This window comes from Anaerosphaera aminiphila DSM 21120 (assembly GCF_900129925.1).
Lineage (GTDB): Bacteria > Bacillota > Clostridia > Tissierellales > Peptoniphilaceae > Anaerosphaera > Anaerosphaera aminiphila.
This window is the reverse complement of sequence record NZ_FQXI01000016.1, coordinates 18,986-38,207: the sequence shown is the minus strand read 5'-3', so window position 1 is coordinate 38,207 and position 19,222 is coordinate 18,986. Positions and strand designations below refer to the sequence as shown.

Annotated in this window: 7 protein-coding genes; 1 reads left to right on the top strand and 6 read right to left on the bottom strand. The window is 32.7% G+C overall.

The genetic code is table 11. From position 1 onward, the window contains the following. The 6 genes from BUB47_RS08700 to BUB47_RS08675 all read right to left on the bottom strand — a co-directional run. Window positions 1–2,066 (bottom strand): S-layer homology domain-containing protein (locus tag BUB47_RS08700; RefSeq protein ID WP_200779515.1); only part of this gene is annotated, 2,066 nt, incomplete at its 3' end. A 283-nt stretch (window positions 2,067–2,349) separates the two neighbouring features. After that, a complete protein-coding gene (locus tag BUB47_RS08695; protein ID WP_073185472.1) occupies window positions 2,350–6,795 on the bottom strand; it encodes an InlB B-repeat-containing protein in 4,446 nt (1,481 codons plus the stop codon). 298 nt (window positions 6,796–7,093) lie between these two features. Then, entirely contained in the window at window positions 7,094–10,411 is a 3,318-nt protein-coding gene (locus tag BUB47_RS08690; RefSeq protein WP_073185470.1) for an InlB B-repeat-containing protein, read from the bottom strand. Window positions 10,412–10,888: 477 nt separating this feature from the next. Further along, entirely contained in the window at window positions 10,889–13,795 is a 2,907-nt protein-coding gene (locus BUB47_RS08685) for an S-layer homology domain-containing protein (RefSeq protein WP_073185468.1), read from the bottom strand. 192 nt (window positions 13,796–13,987) lie between these two features. Further along, on the bottom strand, window positions 13,988–16,969 hold the full coding sequence (locus BUB47_RS08680) for an S-layer homology domain-containing protein (protein ID WP_073185467.1): 2,982 nt from the start codon (window positions 16,967–16,969) through the stop codon (window positions 13,988–13,990). 112 nt (window positions 16,970–17,081) lie between these two features. Next, window positions 17,082–17,651: a thymidine kinase gene (locus BUB47_RS08675; RefSeq protein WP_073185465.1), complete on the bottom strand. Its 570-nt coding sequence runs from the start codon at window positions 17,649–17,651 to the stop codon at window positions 17,082–17,084. A 143-nt stretch (window positions 17,652–17,794) separates the two neighbouring features. Here BUB47_RS08675 and brnQ point away from each other — a divergent pair, with 143 nt between their 5' ends. Next, window positions 17,795–19,102, top strand: a complete 1,308-nt coding sequence (gene brnQ / locus BUB47_RS08670; protein ID WP_073185463.1) for a branched-chain amino acid transport system II carrier protein — start codon at window positions 17,795–17,797, stop codon at window positions 19,100–19,102. Window positions 19,103–19,222: the final 120 nt, after the last annotated feature.

The window sequence follows — 19,222 nt, the reverse complement described above, 5'->3', positions numbered from 1 at the left end:
AGCATTTTATTTACCATTGTTGCTACTTCTTCTCTTGATATGTCTTTTTCAGGCTTAAATGTTCCATCTGGATAGCCATTTATCCAACCCTTGTTAGTAACTGAGCCAATATAACCTGCTGCCCAGCGTCCTATTACATCTTCAAATGTTGAAGTCATATCTGCTAAACTATTATATCTTGCTACTACTGCTGTAAATTCTGCTCTCGTTATTTTGTCATTTGGTTTAAAGCTTCCGTCTTCATAGCCTTCCATTATTTTGTTGTCTGTTACAAAAGCAATATATTTAGTATACCAATCACTTGAATTTACATCGCTATAGTTTGCTTTAGCACTTGGAATATTTGCTTCTCCTACTTTTAATCTTGCAAATATTGCTGCAACTTCTGCTCTTGTAATACTGCCTTGTGGTCTTATTGTATTGTCAGGATATCCATTTAAATATGCCATGTGGGTTAGTGTTTCTTCAACTTCAGTTTTTGGCTTTTCTTTACTTGTAGTTGATGAACCTCCACCCCAAGTCCAACCTGTTCCTGAATCTTCACTATCTTTTTCCCACTGAGCATAAAGTGTAGTATTTGCTGTTATTTTAAATGTATCTCCTGGATTATAAGATATCCCACTTCCATCAGCTTTTGTGTTCCAGCCTTTAAATGTATATCCTGCTCTTGCCAAATCTCCATTGGAAAGTATCGTTACATTATCATCTTCATCATATTTATTTTCATCTATTGGTATTTTCCCAGTTGTATTTGGGGCATTATTATCATAAGTTACTATATATTTTGTAAATATTACATAAGGAACTTTTATATAATTTTCTTTTCTATAGATATCATATGGTAGTTTGCCATCTTCAGTTTGCCAACTACTTATTTCTGGTAGTTCATTTTTTCCATAATTACTCATCTCGTTTATAGCTACCTCAAGAAATTCAGGTAATGCCTCAACTGTAGGTTGTTGACTGGATCCTATCGCCATTAGTACTTTCTCATACTGCAAGTCTATAGTAGCCTTAGCCAAATCTACTATTTTTTCTTTTGAAATATCTTCGTTGTCTTCTAGGTCACTAATCACACCATTCACTATTTCTTGAAATTCTCCACTGTTCCAGATTTCTTCCGGAGTTAAAAATTCATTCCCCCTATCATTTATAGATAATTTTAAAAAATCTTCATCAAGTTCAAATAAATGAGTATTCTCTATATCCCCTAATTCAAGTTCTCTATATTTTACAGGTTTATGTTCCGAATATATATTGTAAATCTCTCCTTCTTCTTCATCATAAGCATATCCAAATTCTTTCGCTAAATTAAGATATTGATTTACTTGAGCAATATATCCTTTAATATAATCAATACTTGTTTCTTTAATCCAATCATACAAAGCATTTTTTATTAATTTATAAGTTTCTTCTTTTAATAAATTTTTATCTGTTATTTTTTCCGATAATCTCTCATATATTTCATCATAAGCTTCTTCTAAGTACGTTGTCTCTGAAACTTCTTGTTTCTCTCCTAGAGCACTGTAGCTAACATCTGTATCTTTGTAAAACATATCACGTTGATAAATAGCATAAGAATTCAATATTTCTGATGCTATATCTTCTTCATAGTTGTCGTCTGAAATATATTTATTATATGCTTTTTTAAAATTATTATACAAATCATATTGCATAGAATATATTTCATTCATAAAAGATTCTATATCATCTGATAGTATTTTATCTTTGCTTTCATATTTCAATATTTGTTGAATTCTATCATCTTTAGCTTTATTTAAATCTTCATTTAGAAAGGTCCCTATGTAGTCTGGAATTAAATCACTTTCTTCAAATATATTTTCAACTTCACTCTTGAACGTTTCTGTTAATTCTTCTATATCCTCTACAACTCCAAATTTTACATCTGGATCCTCATCAGTATTAACAGGTATTATTTCATGAAGTTCTATAATTTCTATACCCTCACTTGCAACAACAATACTTGGTGCTATCTGGTTTGTACCGATTATCATAGCTAAAACCATCAACATAATTGTCAATGGTTTTTTATTTTTAAATTCCATGATTCTACTCCTTTTAATTTATAAAACTTATTGATGTCGTGATTTTTTACTTTAATGTTACTAATTATTAACTAAAAAAATAATTTTATTAGAATAATAATTCCATATAATAATTATATTTTAATAGTATATCATTTATATGTATATTTTTACAGTATATCCTCTATTTTTCTAAAATATTCACACCATAATTTGTCGATTGTTTTATATTTAAATATAATTTAAGTAAAAAATAAATGTTAGATACTTTTATCTAACATTTATTGATAATACATGTTTTATTTTAATTTGTAATATTATAAAATTCTTTCCAGTCTTCTAAAGTATTTCCCAGTGTTCTTCTCACTGATCTATGTGAATTACTTGCCTCTACTATGTCAAAGTATGACCAGCTTGAATTATCTAAGTCTTTAAAGTTTTTAATTAATAGATTGTTTAAACCTTCTTTATCAACTTTTCTATCTAGCATTTTATTTACCATTGTTGCTACTTCTTCTCTTGATATGTCTTTCTCCGGTTTAAATGTTCCGTCTGGATATCCACTTATCCATCCCTTAGATGTCACTGCTCCAATGTATTTTTCTGCCCAATGTCCACCACTTACGTCTTCAAAGCTGGACTCTACATTTATAAGAGAGTTATATCTTGCTACTACTGCTGTAAATTCTGCTCTCGTTATTTTGTCATTTGGTTTAAAACTTCCGTCTTCATAACCTTCCATTATTTTGTTGTCTGTTACAAAGGCTATATATTTAGTGTACCAATCACTTGAATTTACATCGCCATAGTTTGCTTTAGCAGTTGGAATATTTGCTTCTCCTACTTTTAATCTTGCAAATATTGCTGCCACTTCTGCTCTTGTAATGCTTCCCTGTGGTCTTATTGTGTTGTCAGGATAGCCATTTAAATATGCAGTGTGAGTTAGAATTTCTTCAACTTTTAGACTTTCTTCACTTGTAGTTGATGAACCTCCACTCCAAGTCCAACCTGTTCCTAAATCTTCACTGTCTTTTTCCCACTGAGCATAAAGTATAGTATTTTCTGTCATTTTAAATGTATCTCCAGCACTATAAAATATTCCACTTCCATCAATTTTAGTATTCCAACCTTTAAAAGTGTATCCTGCTTTAGATAAACCACCTTTTGGTAATACTGTTACTTCATCATCAAGATTATATGAATTTGAATCTACTGGAACTGTTCCACCTGTATGCCCATTTCCATCATAACTTACTGTATAATTTATTGGAACTATCGGATTTGCTTCCCATACTGCCAACAATGTTATATCTTTTGTTATTGGTGTTGTAAAGTCATATGGTGCTCCATCCAATTGCCATTCAACAAATTTATAGCTATTTTTAACTGGATCAGCAGGCCTATCTATTGTTCCACCATCTGCTACCATTTGTGGCGCTATTACATTCCCATCATCACTATCAAAGGTTACTACATGATTTCCTGCAGGGACTACTTCCCATTTCGCATACAATGTTATATCTTTTGTTACTGGTGTTGCAAAATCATATACTGTTGTTAATTCAACATCTGTATACCAACCTTTAAATATATAACCATCTTTTGTTGGCGTCGTTGGTTCTTTTGCAACTTCACCATCTGCTACTGTTTGTGAAGCTACTGTACTTCCACCATTGCTATAGAAAGTTACTGTATGACTTATTGGAACTATGCCATTTTCTTCCCATTGAGCATATAAAGTGGTATCTTCTAAAATTATCATATTAGAACCCTCTATATATTCTATTCCAGTTCCATCAGCACTTGTATTCCAACCAACAAAAGTATAGCCTTCTCTTGCTAAGTCGCCATTACCTAATACGATGGCATCATCTCCTATATAGTATTCTTTACTATCAGTTGGAGCTGTTCCACTTGTATTTTCATTTCCATCATAGGTTACTTTAAATGTCTCTTCTTTCTCCCATTGAGCATAGACAGTTACATTTCCTCCTATAACCCCTAATTCACCTTCAAAATACTCACTTCCATTGCCATCAGGACTTGTATTCCAACTTACGAATATATAACCATCTTTTTCGAATTCATTGTCCTTTATTATGATTTCAGTATTTGCGTAGTATTCATTGTTGTCTTCTACTTTTCCTCTATCAGCTCCATTGCCATCATAGGTGATTTTATATTTCTCATTTTCCTTCCACTGAGCATAAAGTACCGTATCTTCTTTTATAATGAACTTATCTCCAGGTTTATAACTATCTCCACTTCCATCAGCCTTCGTATTCCAATTAGAAAATGTATAATTTTCCATTTCCATTGTACCTTTATCCAGTACCGTAAGTTCACTATCTACATAATGAGGATTAGTTAATCCTGGCTGCTTACCGGTTCCTCCATTTGCATCATAGGATATTGTAAACTTTTCATTTTCCTTCCACTGAGCATAAAGTGTAATATTTCCATCTATTTTAAAAACAGCTCCCGGTTCATATGCCGTTCCAGTTCCATCTGCTTCTGTATTCCAACCAGTAAATGTATAGTTATATCTGATTAAATTTCCACTATCCTTTACAGTGACATCTGCACCTTCATAATGTTCATCAAGATCTGCTACTTCACCACTATCTATGAGATTGCCATCATATGTTACAGTATACTTGTCATTTTCTATCCACTGAGCATAAAGTATCGTGTCCTCTATAAGTTTAATATTAGACCCTTCTGCATAGCTTTCTCCAGTTCCATCTGCTTTTGTATTCCAAGTAACAAATGTATGGTTTTCTCTTGCTAAATTTCCCTTAGTCAATACCTTTACAATCTCATTTTCAAAGTAAGGACTATTTTCATCTACAGGAGCAATACCTGAAGAATTTTCGTTACCATTATAACTTATCTTGAATTCTTTTCCCCATACTGTATACAATGTTAAACCTTCATTGGTATACTCCAACTTTTCCCCTTTTTGATAATTTGGGTTCAATTCATCTTTATCAGGGTCTATTGTCCACCCTTTAAATACAAAGCCATCTTTTTTTGGCTTTAAAACCGTTTCCCCATCTACTATATTAGCCTCTTTGCCAATACTACCAACTGTATAATAGTCCGTTGGCTTATCACCTTCGTAATAAATAGTTCCGTCATACCCTTGTAACTCTCCAGTGTCAAAAATTCCACCGGCAGCATTATATTTTATCCAAGCACTTTCTACTGCGCCTTGGTCTTTTACCCTCGTATGGCCTCTTTGGTCCTCAGTTGGTATTACTACTTTCCCGTCATAGGTATTATCTGCAATCCCTTCTGGTTTTATAGGAATCGTCCTTACTATTTCATCATCAACACCAGCTTTAATGTCGGAATGGTTTATTGATGGCCCAATATTATTCTTGCCTAAAATATCCTCAGCAGTATGTGTAGTTGCCGTTCCTTTATCTACATTTACTACATTAAACGTTCCCACTTGAGCTGTAGTTGAATTGGAGATATCCTTATAATTACTAGTCTTATCCTCACCATTTGCATTAAATATTTTATTTCCTATAAAAAGCGAATCATTTCTCGTAATACTTGCAGTAGCAAACATTCCAGCTCCAGTTAGAGCTATAGCTCCACCTCTTTGTTCCTTTGTATTTCCTTCATATCCCCCTTGATTTCCAACGAATGTAGAACTTAAAATAATGTTGTCCATCTTTGCAGAACCACCATTTTTGTAAAAATTTATAGCTCCTCCTGCATAATTTGCATCGTCTATTCCGTAAGCTTTATTATTATAGAATGTACTATTTGTAATATTAGTTGTTAATCCTGGGTTATATGTTCCTTGAACATATATTGCCCCGCCGTCATCATAGGCAATATTATCTACAAATGTAGTGTTATTTACATCAAAAGTTGCTCCTTTTTGTCCATCAAAAAGATAAATAGCTCCTCCATCATAAGTACTCTTGCTTGGCACTCCTTCTCCACTACTTCTATTTCCTTCAAATAGAGATTCATTTATGCTAATTTTTCCATGACAAAAATACAATGCGATAGCTCCGCCACCACCACCAGTCTGTCCAGTATTAAGAGACTTATTTATATTATTTCTAAATACAGTGTTATTTATTATCAGATTTCCATTGTAGTTTTTAGCAGATATTGCACCAGTTGTATAACCTCCACCTGTACCAGTATTATTTTCTATTGTAGAATTATTGATGGTTAAATTGACTTTTCTTATATTATCTCCCCACATCCATATACCAGGTGCAGTATTTAAAGCCGTATTATTATAAATTCTAGTCCTATTTATTTCTGTATGAGCATTATCCGTTGTTTCAATATTTATAGCTCCACCTCTAGTGCTATTGTAGAACTCCATATTTTCTAATACTAATGTTCCATTTGTTGTTTCATTTTTTAACATTTCCTTTGTATAATTAGTACCATCCATTTTCAAATTTTTAATGGTCAAATTTCCCGCACCTTCGCCGGTAATAGTAATTGTTCCCTTATCCCAAACACTATTTCCACCATCAATGGTCACGTTTGTATTTGGCATTTCAATCTTTGCATCAGCAAAAACGAAACCATCTGATAGAGTTATAACTTCTTCAGGAGAAGCATTTTTAACTGCATCTTGCAATTCTGTAACATTACTAACTCCTGTTGCTGCTTTAACATTTTTCGGCAATATTAATGCAAAGGTTACAATTAATACAAGTGTAAATAGTACATTTATAAAATTCTTAATTTTTTTATTCCTTATCAATTTCTTCCTCCTAAAATAATGTATATATTATATATTATCATATGCTTTACTCATATACTATATATAAGCATTGAATTTAATCTATGATTTTTAAGTGTTTAAAGTCTTTATAAGGCTTCTTAATCTTGTAGAAAGAGTAATTTAATACCTTTAGTATCACTATTTTATTAACTTTAAATTAAAGCTTTGAATTATAGTTATCATTTTTAAAAGTTTATATCCAAAGTTTTATTAATATGTTTTTTAATATTATGTAAAATAAAAAGGGCAACTTTTTCAGCTACCCTTTTTATTATAATTATTTAATTAATTCTTTCCAATTTTCCATAATGTTACCAGAAGTTCTTCTCACTGATTTATGTCCATTACTTGCCTCTACTATGTCAAAGTATGACCAGCTTGAATTATCTAAATCTGTAAAATTGTTAATTAATAGATTGTTTAAACCTTCTTTGTCAACTTTCCTGTCCAGCATTTTATTTACCATTGTTGCTACTTCTTCTCTTGAAATATCTTTTTCCGGTTTAAATGTTCCATCTGGATATCCGTTTATCCAACCTTTATTAGTAACTGAACCAATATATTTTTCTGCCCAATGTTCACTTACATCTTCAAAACTAGAATCTACATTTGCAAGAGAATTATATCTTGCTACTACTGCTGTAAATTCTGCTCTTGTGATTTTGCCGTTCGGCTTAAAACTTCCGTCTTCATAGCCTTCCATTATCTTGTTATCTGTTACAAAGGCTATATATTTAGTGTACCAATCACTTGAATTTACATCACTGTATTTTGCTGTAGACGTAGGAATATTTGTCTCCCCAACTTTTAATCTTGCAAATATTGTTGCCACTTCTGCTCTTGTAATACTGCCTTGTGGTCTTATTGTATTGTCAGGATATCCATTTAAATATGCTGTGTGAGTTAGGGTTTCTTCAACTTTTGGTTTTTCTGAACCTGTACTTGTTGAGCTTCCTCCCCAAGTCCAGCCTCCTCCAGAACTATCACTATCTTTTTCCCAAACGGCATATAATTGTGTGTTTTTTGTTATTTTAAATGTATCTCCTGCTGTATATTCTACTCTAGTTGCATTTTTAGTGGTTGACCATCCTTTAAAGGTATAGTTTGTTCTGTATAGTGTGTTTCTACCTTCTACTTTTACAGTATCTCCACTACTATATTGCTTAGAATCTACTGGTACTGTTCCACCGGTATTGTCGTTTCCATAGTAAGTTACTGTGTACTTTGTTCCTGGTTGTGGAGTATCTGCTTCCCAAGTTGCTACCAGTTCTATATCTTCTGTTACTGGTGTTGTAAAATCATATGCTACTCCATTTAATTGCCACTCAATAAATGTATATCCATCCTTTGTTGGCTCTGGTGTTGGTTCTGTTGCTATTTCCCCATGTGCTACTGTTTGCTCTGCAACTGCTGTTCCACCAACACTATCAAAGCTTACTGTATATTCATTTGGAGTCCATTTTGCATATAATTTCACATCTTTTGTTATGGGTGTTGCAAAGTCATATTTTTCCGTATGAGCTTCATCTTTATACCAACCTTCAAGTTTGAATCCATCTTTCGTTGGCTCTGGTGTTGGTACTGTTGCATTATCTCCATGTCCTACCTCTTGGTCTGCAACTAGCGTCCCACCATTACTATCAAAGCTTACTGTGTACTTTATCTTTTCATTTCTAACCCATTCGTATTCATAATCGTATTCATTTTCAACTAAAGGAACTGTAAATTCTACTTTATCTTCTATCTTTTTATATCCCTCTGGTGCTTCTATTTCTTCATATTCATATTCTCCTGGAGGCAAAATTTCCCAAGCCATTCCACCATCATTTGTTACAATCCCATCTGCTACTTTATCGCCTATCTCAATAAACCCAATCCCATTGTGATAATATTTATGCTTAGAATAAATATTAAACTTCGCACCACTTAGCGTCTTATTAGTATCTTTATCTATTTTATATAGCACTACACCAACAAGATTTTTTCCTGAACCTGTATCTGTGCTATATGTATCATCTTCTTCTTTAATTTCAAAATCATGTACAGGATTTTTTGAACTATCTGGCTTATATCCATATGGATATGTCACTGTCCATGAGTAGGAACCCACTGGTAATCCTTTTACCAGTATTCCATTTTCATCTGTATAGCCGACAAAAACTATATCATTTTTATCATCTCTTATAGTTATCTCTGCACCTGGAAAAGGTGTGTTAGACTCTAGGCCGTCGGATCGATAAATCGTTATTAAAAACCATCCATATGGCTCTGCTCCATCTATTGGAGTCCATTTTGCATAAAGTTTTATATCTTCTGTTACCGGTGTATCAAAATTATATTTTTCCATATCACGGGCAACTATATTATACCAACCTGCAAATTTAAAACCATCTTTTGTTGGCTCCGGTGTTGGTTTTGTTGCCTTATCTCCCGGTGTTATCATTTGGGCTGCAACCGTTGTTCCACCATCAGTATCAAAGCTTACTTCATACTCTCCAGTATCCCAAGTCGCCACCAGTTCTATATTTCCCTTTACTGGCGTTTCAAAATCATATGCTACTCCATTTAATGTCCAACCTGTAAGTTTGAATCCATCTTTTGTTGGCTCTGGTGTTGGTTTTGTTGCCTTATCTCCATATGCTACCGTTTGAGCTGCAACCGTTGTTCCACCATCAGTATCAAAGCTTACTTCATACTTTATCGTTTCATTTCTAACCCAGTAGTTTACCTGCTCCCATTGCTTTTCAACTAAGGGAAGTGTAAATTCTACTCTACCTTCTATCTTTTTATATCCCTCTGGTGCTTCTATTTCTTCATATTCATATTCTCCTGGAGGCAAATATGCCCAAGCCAGTCCACCACTATTTGTTACAATCCCATCTGCTACTTTATCGCCTGTTTTAACAAGCCCATTTGCTCCATAATAGTCATGTCTAGAATAAATATCAAATTTCGCACCACTTAGTGCCCTATCATTCACTTGCTCCTCTTTATCTTTATCTATTTTATATAGAACTGCACCAGCAAGATTTTTTTCTGCTTTTACATTTACTTCATTTATATCTTCTTTTTCAATTTTAATATCCATTTCTGTATTCTCTAACTTATACCCAAATGGTGATATCATTTTAAGTTTATAGGAACCTTTTGGTAATACTTCTGTTTTCGCTATACCATCTTCTCCTGTTTTACCTTCAAAAGCCATATCACCTTTGTCATCTTTTATAGTTATCTCTACACCTGGAAGAGGTGTATTAGGCTCTGCGGCTGTGGAGTCAGTTGATTTTATTTCAAACCGTCCACTTGGCTCTGCTTCATCTGCAAGAATAGCAAAATCATCTCCATTAGCATCATACTTAATAGTGTCAACTTCTTCTGAATCAGTTTTGTCACTATTAATTAATTGCTTTTCACTCTCCTGGTCTTTATTCTCACTATCTTCTCCCTTTGTTTCTTCATTTTGTAGTTCTTCTACAGTATTAACTGTACTACTTTCTGCTTCTGCATTTTCCGGAAATACTAATACAGAAGTTACAAGCATTACAAATGCCAATAAAAAACTTATAGCTCTCTTAAAATTCTTTTTTACTATCAATGTTCATTCCCACCTTAAAATTTATTATTATATTCAAATATGGTATCATAGTTCAACTTAAAATACTATACTTTAATAGAATTAAGTTGCTCTAGAATACTATACTTCAATAGAACTCAGTTATTGATTTCACTTGATAGCACCTAATTAATTTACTTTTTTAATAATACTAAAAAGATTATTTTTATAGAAGCAAATAATATTTAATTTTCTTATTTCCCAATTAATTTAATGTAACAACTTCTGCAAGGTAATGTCCATTAGCTAAACTTTCAACTTTCTTTTCAAACTAATTTAATTTTACCCTCTCTCCTATTTCTTAAATATTTTATTTAAATCCGGTTATATTTTATATGCATTTTAATATAATATTTTCATTAAAACAGCTTTAAAAATCAATAACATATTTTAAACCACATAAAAACAATGGATTATGCACATTAACTTATCTACGTGCATAATCCATTGTTTTTATAATTATTTAATTAATTCTTTCCAGTTTTCCATAATATCGCCAAGTGTTCTTCTCACATACTTATGTGAGTTACTTGCTTCTACTATATCAAAGTATGACCAGCCGGAATTATCTAAGTCTGTAAAGTTTTTAATGCTTAGATTATTTAAACCATCTCTGTCAACTTTTCTATCTAGCATTTTATTTACCATTGTTGCTACTTCTTCTCTTGAAATGTCTTTTTCAGGTTTAAATGTTCCATCTGGATATCCATTTATCCAGCCTTTATTCGTAACTGAACCAATATAACCTGCTGCCCAGTGTCCAATTACATCTTCAAACGTTGAAGTTGTATCTGTTAAGCTGTTATATCTTGCTACTACTGCTGTAAATTCTGCTCTCGTTATTTTGTCATTTGGCTTAAAACTTCCATCTTCATAGCTTTCCATTATCTTATTATCTGTTACAAAGGCTATATATTTAGCATACCAATCACTTGAATTTACATCGCTATAGTTTGCTTTAGCACTTGGAATATTTGCTTCTCCTACTTTTAGTCTTGCAAATATTGCCGCTACTTCTGCTCTTGTAATACTGCCCTGAGATCTTATTGTGTTGTCAGGATAGCCGTTTAAATATGCCATGTGAGTTAGTACCTCTTCAGTTTTTGGACTTTCTTTACTTGTAGTTGATGAACCTCCACTCCAAGTCCAGCCTGTTCCTGAATCTTCACTGTATTTTTGCCACTGAGCGTAGAGTGCAGTATTTGCTGTTATCTTAAATTTGTCTCCTGCTTTATAAGATGTTCCACTTCCATCTGCCTTTGTGTTCCAGCCTTTAAAAGTGTAGCCTTCTTTACTTATACCTACTTCTGTATTACTTTTTATTGTATAGTCAACGTTAAGGGATATTTCTTCTGTAAAACTTCCAGTACCACCATTTGCATCATATATTATTTTAAATATTTCTATAGGATTTTCAAATTTATAATTTATATCATAATTATTAAAAGGATGGTCTGGACTTATTAAGTTTTTTCCAGTTACAGAAGTTTGTGTAAATCCTATATTTGTAAAATCTAAAGCATTACTTGGTGGATTATATAATCCATCTCCTGCTATATTATCTTTAAAAACCGTACTACTATTTGCTTTAATCTTTTGATAACTAGTAGATGCTATAGGATTTTCATATTCAGCATCATCTGTATAAATTCCACCGCCTTCAGTAACAGCAACATTTTCAATAATTTCTGTTCCTTCTGATACTAATGAAGCTTTGTTCATTAGTACAACTCCTCCACCAATATCAGCATTGTTGTTTTTAATAATTGAATCTTTAACTATTGATTCCATATCAGTAGCATCACTTCGAAGGAATAACCCTCCACCGCCTTGTACAGATTCATTTTCTTCAATATTTGTACTTGTAATGGTAAGTATTGATGCTCTAGCATCTATACCTCCACCTACTGTTGCTGCATAATTATTTCCAATTGTTGAGTCAATAATATCAATTGCGCCATTTGTAAATATTCCGCCACCACTACTAATGGTTTTATTATTAATAATTTTACTGTTTTCTAAGGTCAAGGTACCTGCAGATAACTCAATACCGCCACCCCATTTTGCAGTATTTTCTTTAAGTTCCGATCTTTTTATTGAAGATATGCCTTCAGGATTGTAGTAATGACGTATCCAAACTCCTCCGCCTTCTTGGGATTCATTACCGTGCAATTTAGAGTTTGTAATATCTATCGGTGCCCATGCAGCAATTCCTCCACCAGTTGTTGATGCTTTATTATTTTTAATAACTGAGTCTGTAATTTTCAATTGAGAATAAGAAGAAATTCCTCCACCACTACTAGTTGCTTTATTATCCTCTATAACTACATTTTTAAAATTAAAGTTTCCATTTCTATTATCAATATAGACTCCACCCCCATGGAAAGCAGAGTTTCCACTAATAATACCTCCATTTATTTCAATTGTACTTTCTCCTGAAATACATATACCGCCACCATAACTATCCGCAGAATTTCCAATTATTTTTCCACCATTCATAATAAAATGGCCGCCATCATTAACTTGAACTCCACCACCAACTTTATCAGTTTTATTATTACTAATTACTCCACCATTCATAATAAAGGTATTTCCACCTGTTACAGCTACTCCTCCTCCATTTGTTCCTACATGGTTACTTATAATAGAGGAGCCTTTCTCCATGGTAATAGTGATATTTTCTCCTATTGTCCTAATTGTTCCTGGGTTTATAGTATCATAGCAATTTTGTATTACAGCACCATTTTTTAAAGTTAAGCTTGATGGATTCTCCGAGTTAATAGATGATACAGCTATTCCCCCACCTTTATTATTTCCATCTAAAATAATATTCTCAAGGATTAAATCTCCTGCAACTTGTGAAATATGCCACGCTGTATTAGTGTCACTCTCTCTTTTACAAACAATCTTATAAGGTCCACCTTCTCCAGATTTTAGCGTAACTTGATATCCATAACTGATGCCACCCCATATACCCATATCCAAATCATCTTCAGTTAATGTTATGGTATATGCACCAGGCTGAACATTAGGCAAGTTAATAGCCGCCGTTGCCTCTTGAAATAATTCGTATCTTCCAACCTCACTACCATCAATATCATTGGTTACTATATATTTTCCAGCATCACTTTTTACATTCTGATTTATACTAGTTAAATTAGCATTGTCATTTTTTTCTAAAGTCAATTCATCCGTCTCAATTAATTGATTTGGCTCCAAATTTTCTGTAATCGTTTCTTTATTATCTTCCGCTACAACTTGCTCTACATTATTCTGTTCACCTATGACAAAAACAGGATTGCTTGACATCAACATGACAAATATCAGCAGAAAACTTAGGCGCTTTTTAATTTTGGTCTTTAACATTTTTTCCTCCTCATTTCTTTTGTTTTATAATATAGTTACTGCATATTTTAATGCATACTAAATACGTCGAATATGTACGTAATTAGAGTATATCAGTACCTGTCATTATTCTCAACTGAATATAGTTGATATAGTCACAACTCTATTTTACAAAAAAAGTGTGCCATATTTTATATGACACACTTTTCTAATTTATTTAATTAATTCTTTCCAGTTTTCCATAATATCGCCAAGTGTTCTTCTCACATATTTATGAGAATTACTTGCTTCTACCACATCAAAGTATGACCAACTATTTTCATCTAAGTCTGTAAAGTTTTTAATACTTAGATTATTTAAACCATCTCTGTCAACTTTTCTATCTAGCATTTTATTTACCATTGTTGCTACTTCTTCTCTTGATATGTCTTTTTCAGGTTTAAATGTTTTATCAGGATATCCATTTATCCAACCCTTTGATGTCACTGCTCCAATGTATTTTTCGGCCCAATGTACACTTACATCTTCAAAGCTAGACTCTACATTTACAAGAGAACTATATCTTGCTACTACTGCTGTAAATTCTGCTCTCGTTATTTTGTCATTTGGTTTAAAACTTCCATCTTCATAGCCTTCCATTATTTTGTTATCTGTTACGAAAGCTATATATTTAGCATACCAATCACTTGCATTTACATCGCTATAGTTTGCTTTAGCACTTGGAATATTTGCTTCTCCTACTTTTAATCTTGCAAATATTGCTGCCACTTCTGCTCTTGTAATACTGCCCTGTGGTCTTATTGTGTTGTCAGGATAGCCGTTTAAATATGCCATGTGAGCTAGTGTTTCTTCAGTTTTTGGACTTTCTTTACTTGTAGTTGATGAGCTTCCACTCCAAGTCCAACCTGTTCCTGAATCTTCACTATCTTTTTGCCATTGTGCATATAGCGTGGTGTCTGCTGTTATTTTAAATGTATCTCCTGCACTTGTGTTCCATCCTTTAAAAGTGTAGTCTTTTTTTGCTAAATCACCTTTTGATAATACTGTTACTTCTGAATCTTTTGCATATGGATTATTTGTATCTACTGGTGCTGTTCCTGAATCGTTAGTATTTCCATTATATGTTACTCTATATTCTTCTATTGGTTCCGGAGTTTTTTCTCCCCAAACAGCATATAAAATTATATTTTCATCTGCATATGTCAAATATTTACCAACTGCATATGTTTCTCCACTACCATCAGCTTCTGTATTCCACCCTTTAAATTCTTTTCCTTCTAAAGTAGCTTTAAGAGTATCTTTTCCATCAACTACATTGGCTTCACCTTTAATATTTCCTACAGTATAATAATCTGTAATTTTATCTTCATCATTTGGTTCATAGTATACTTTTCCATCATAGGAAGTTAATTCAGAAATATTAAATACTCCCCCATTGGAATTATATTTAACCCAAGATATCTCTACTGCACCTTGATCTTTATATCTAACAAATCCCCTTTGGTCTTTTTCTGGTATTGCTGCTGTTCCAGTATAAGTATTATCTGCAATGCCTTCAGGCTTTATTGGTATAGTCTTAATTATTTCACTATTGACACCAGCTTTTATATTGGATTGATTTTCCGTTAACATTATATTTTTTATTCCCAGTACATCATCAACTGTATATTGTGGTGTTGCGCCTTTGTCAGCATTTATTACATTAGGTCCACCTGCTTGAGTTGTTGTATTATTAGAAACATCTTTATAATTACTTGCAGTATTTACAGCTCCATTTTGCCCATAAACTTGATTGCCAATAAAAAGTGAATCATTTCTAGTAAAGGTTGCAGCCAAGCTACTACCACTTCCCCCTATAGCACCTCCTCTTTGCTCTATAACTGACTGTTCATTTCCACTTTGATTTTCCACAAATGTAGAACTTAAAATTGAATTGGTCATTTTAGAAGTACCACCATTTTTGAAAAATTGTATTGCTCCTCCTGAATAATTTGCGCCATCAAGTCCATATGCCTTGTTATTATAAAAAGTACTATTTGAAATATTTGTGGTTAATCCAGGATTTCCAGTTCCTTGAACCATAATGGCTCCACCATCATCATAAGCAGTATTATTACTAAAAGTAGTCTTGTCGACATTAAATTCTGCACCATCTCTTCCGTCAATAATATAAATAGCTCCACCATCATAAGTTTTTGCTACCGTTTCAAGACCTTCACCATTGGATTCATTTTTATCAAATACAGATTCATCGATATTTATAGTTCCATATAAATAATGTATAGACATGGCACCGCCACCACCACCAAATACTCCTGTGTACGCAGCTCTATTTTTATTTTCTCTAAAAACCGTATTATTAATATTCAAAATTCCTCTATAATTTTTGGAAGCGATAGCTCCCGCTTCCCAGCCACCAGCATTACCAGAATTTTTTTCTATTGTAGAATTATTAATATCTACATTTGAGTTTTCACCTAAGTAAATTGCCGGACCTCTACCCGATATATTATCATAAATATGCGTATTATTTATTTCTGTTGTGGCATCTCCACTTGTAGAAATATCAATTGCTCCAGCATCTATAACCCCAGTATTAACGCTATTATAAAACTCCATCTTATCCAGTACTAATTTACCGTTAGTTGCTTTGTTTTCAAGCATTCTTTTTGTGTTACTTGTTCCATCCATTTTTAGATTTTTAATAGTCAAACTACCTGTACCTGCTCCATTAACAGTAATTCTTCCACTATTCCAAACCCTATTGCCACCATCAACGATTACATTTACATCTGGTACATTTAATGTTGCTGCTCCAAATTCAAAACCATCTGCTAATGTGATAATAGTATCTTCAGTTGCACCATTAACAACATCTTGTAATTCTGCTACTGTACTTACTTCAACTTCTCCAGCATATAAAGCTCTTGGCTCTATTATCTGTTCTTCCTCTTTTAAAACCTCTTCTTGAGAATTTTCAGGATTTATATTTTCATCTTTTTCTAATTCCTCTTCAACAGGATTTTCATTTTCCTCAGCTGGTTTTTCATTTTCACCATCTTGCGGCTTATTTTCTTCGTCAGTAGTACTAACTGATGGCTCATCAATATACTGTTCTTCTGCAAACGCATTTAAAGGCGCACTTGAGAACAGCAAAACTATTGCCAACATTGCACTTAATAATTGTTTTTTCATACTTTCCTCCTAATTTATTATTTAAATAAAATTAATTCAATTTGGTTAATATTATATACCTAATTTTAGTAAAAATACAATTTGGTATATAATTTAGCTGTTTTCACCACACTTATTTCCCAATTAATTTATTGTAACAATTTCTACAAAGTGGTTCGTATTCATCGTTTGCACCAAGTACAATTCTCTCTTCACTGTCAGTTTTTCTATGAGATACCCAAGCATCGGCTCCACACATTGTACAAACTGCATGGTGTTTATATAAATAGTCTGCTCTCACCATTAATTCTTTCACTATTTCAAAGGGCTCTGCTGAATAGTCCATATCAAGCCCTGCAACTACAACTGTCTCTTCTCTTCTTAAAAGCGTATCAACTACATCTAAGGAGATTCTCACATCTCCGTTAAAAAAATTAACTTCATCTATTCCAACTACATCTGCATCTTCATTTTCCAAATACAATTTTATTTCTGTAAAGTCCTTTACATTTATTGCAAAGAGAGATGTGTTGTCATGGGTTACTATTTTTTCATTGTCAAATCTAGTATCTATTGAAGGTTTAAATACTAAAGTTTTATATCCCGCTATTTTAAATCTCTTTATATCTTTTTCCAAACTCGATGTCTTTCCGCTAAACATTGAGCCTGTGTGAACTATTAATCTTCCCTTATATTGATGCATATGTTCCTCCTAAAAATAATTATTATTCGTTTTTATTATAACATTTTATATGTTATTTTATCTCTTTTGTGCAACTATTTTCTTTACTATACCCATTTAAAGTGATATTATTTATAATTGAAAGAATTTTTAAGGAGGGCACCATGAATAAAAAACCATCAGTCTTAATTTCCGCCATGGCTTTGTTTTCAATGTTCTTTGGAGCGGGAAATTTAATATTTCCTCCTACTTTAGGCCTGTGGGCAGGAGATAAGTATATTTCTGCTATGATAGGCTTTTTACTTGCTTCAGTAGGCATTGTTATGCTAGGGGTAATTGCCACTACTAAAGCTGGAGGCAGAATTGAAAATATGGCAAGTAAACTTGGAGACAAGTTTTCCATACTATTTGGAACTTTTATTGTGTTGGCAATAGGTCCGGGGCTTGCAATACCCAGAACTGCTGCTACAACTTTTGAAATTATACAGGGAACTATTGCGCCAAACTTAAATCCTACAATTTCTTCAATTGTATTTTTTGGCGTTGTTTTGTTTTTTGTTTTAAACCCCACAAATGTAATTGACACTTTGGGGAAATATTTAACTCCTGCACTTCTTGTAGTACTTGCAATTATAATAGTAAAGGGAATCACCACTCCTATAGGGACTATTGTTCCCACAGGGGCTATAAATACATTTGGCAGAAGTTTTGAAGAGGGATATCAAACTATGGACGCCCTTGCTGCACTGGTATTTACTTCAATTATAATAAAGGGATTTAAGGACAAAGGTGTAAAAGACAGTAAGGAAATAGTAAAGTTAACTATGAAGTCAGCCATTTTTGCGGCTATTGGACTTTCTCTAGTATATGGAGGTCTACTCTATATTGGAGCTACTGCATCAAGCCTTAGTCTAGTAAGAGTAGAGAAAGTTGAATTTTTAATTTATATTACAAATATGCTCTTAGGTGGCTTTGGAAAGTATGCACTTTCAGCTGCAATTACACTTGCATGTATAACCACTGCTGTGGGGCTTACTTCTACTGTTGGAGATTTTTTCTTTAAACTCTTTAACAATAAAATAAATTACAATTTTATTATAGCAGTGTCTACGGTTTTTAGCGGATACTTCGCTGTAAGCGGTGTGGAAACTATAGTTGCACTTTCGGCACCGGTTTTATCTGCTTTGTACCCAATTTCAATTGTATTAATATTTTTAAATTTATTTCCAAACTTTTTTAAGAAAAAAGCTACTCATATTGGAGCTGTATTAGGAGCTTGTCTCCCAACTGTTGTTACTATAGCAAATGCTTTAAATATTAAGCTACCACTCTTATTGGAGATTAAAAATTATTTTCCGAAATCTCTACACAGTTTTTTATGGGTAATTCCAGTAGTGATTTTAGGAACTGTATTTACTATTTTTAGTAAAAATAAATCTCAAAAAGCAGAAATAGAAAAAGAACTTATATGATATTTAAGTTCTTTTTCTTATAGTATATGAAAATGAATAATATTTGTTACCAGTTTTTGAATTGGATAATGTTACTATATAATAATTTGTCTTTATAAAAATATATCTTAATCACTTTTA

Bases quoted from the DNA above. Each gene is read 5' to 3' on its own strand.
- BUB47_RS08685 (WP_073185468.1), bottom strand. From the start codon at position 13,795: ATGTTAAAGACCAAAATTAAAAAGCGCCTAAGTTTTCTGCTGATATTT.
- brnQ (WP_073185463.1), top strand. From the start codon at position 17,795: ATGAATAAAAAACCATCAGTCTTAATTTCCGCCATGGCTTTGTTTTCA.
- BUB47_RS08680 (WP_073185467.1), bottom strand. From the start codon at position 16,969: ATGAAAAAACAATTATTAAGTGCAATGTTGGCAATAGTTTTGCTGTTC.
- BUB47_RS08675 (WP_073185465.1), bottom strand. From the start codon at position 17,651: ATGCATCAATATAAGGGAAGATTAATAGTTCACACAGGCTCAATGTTT.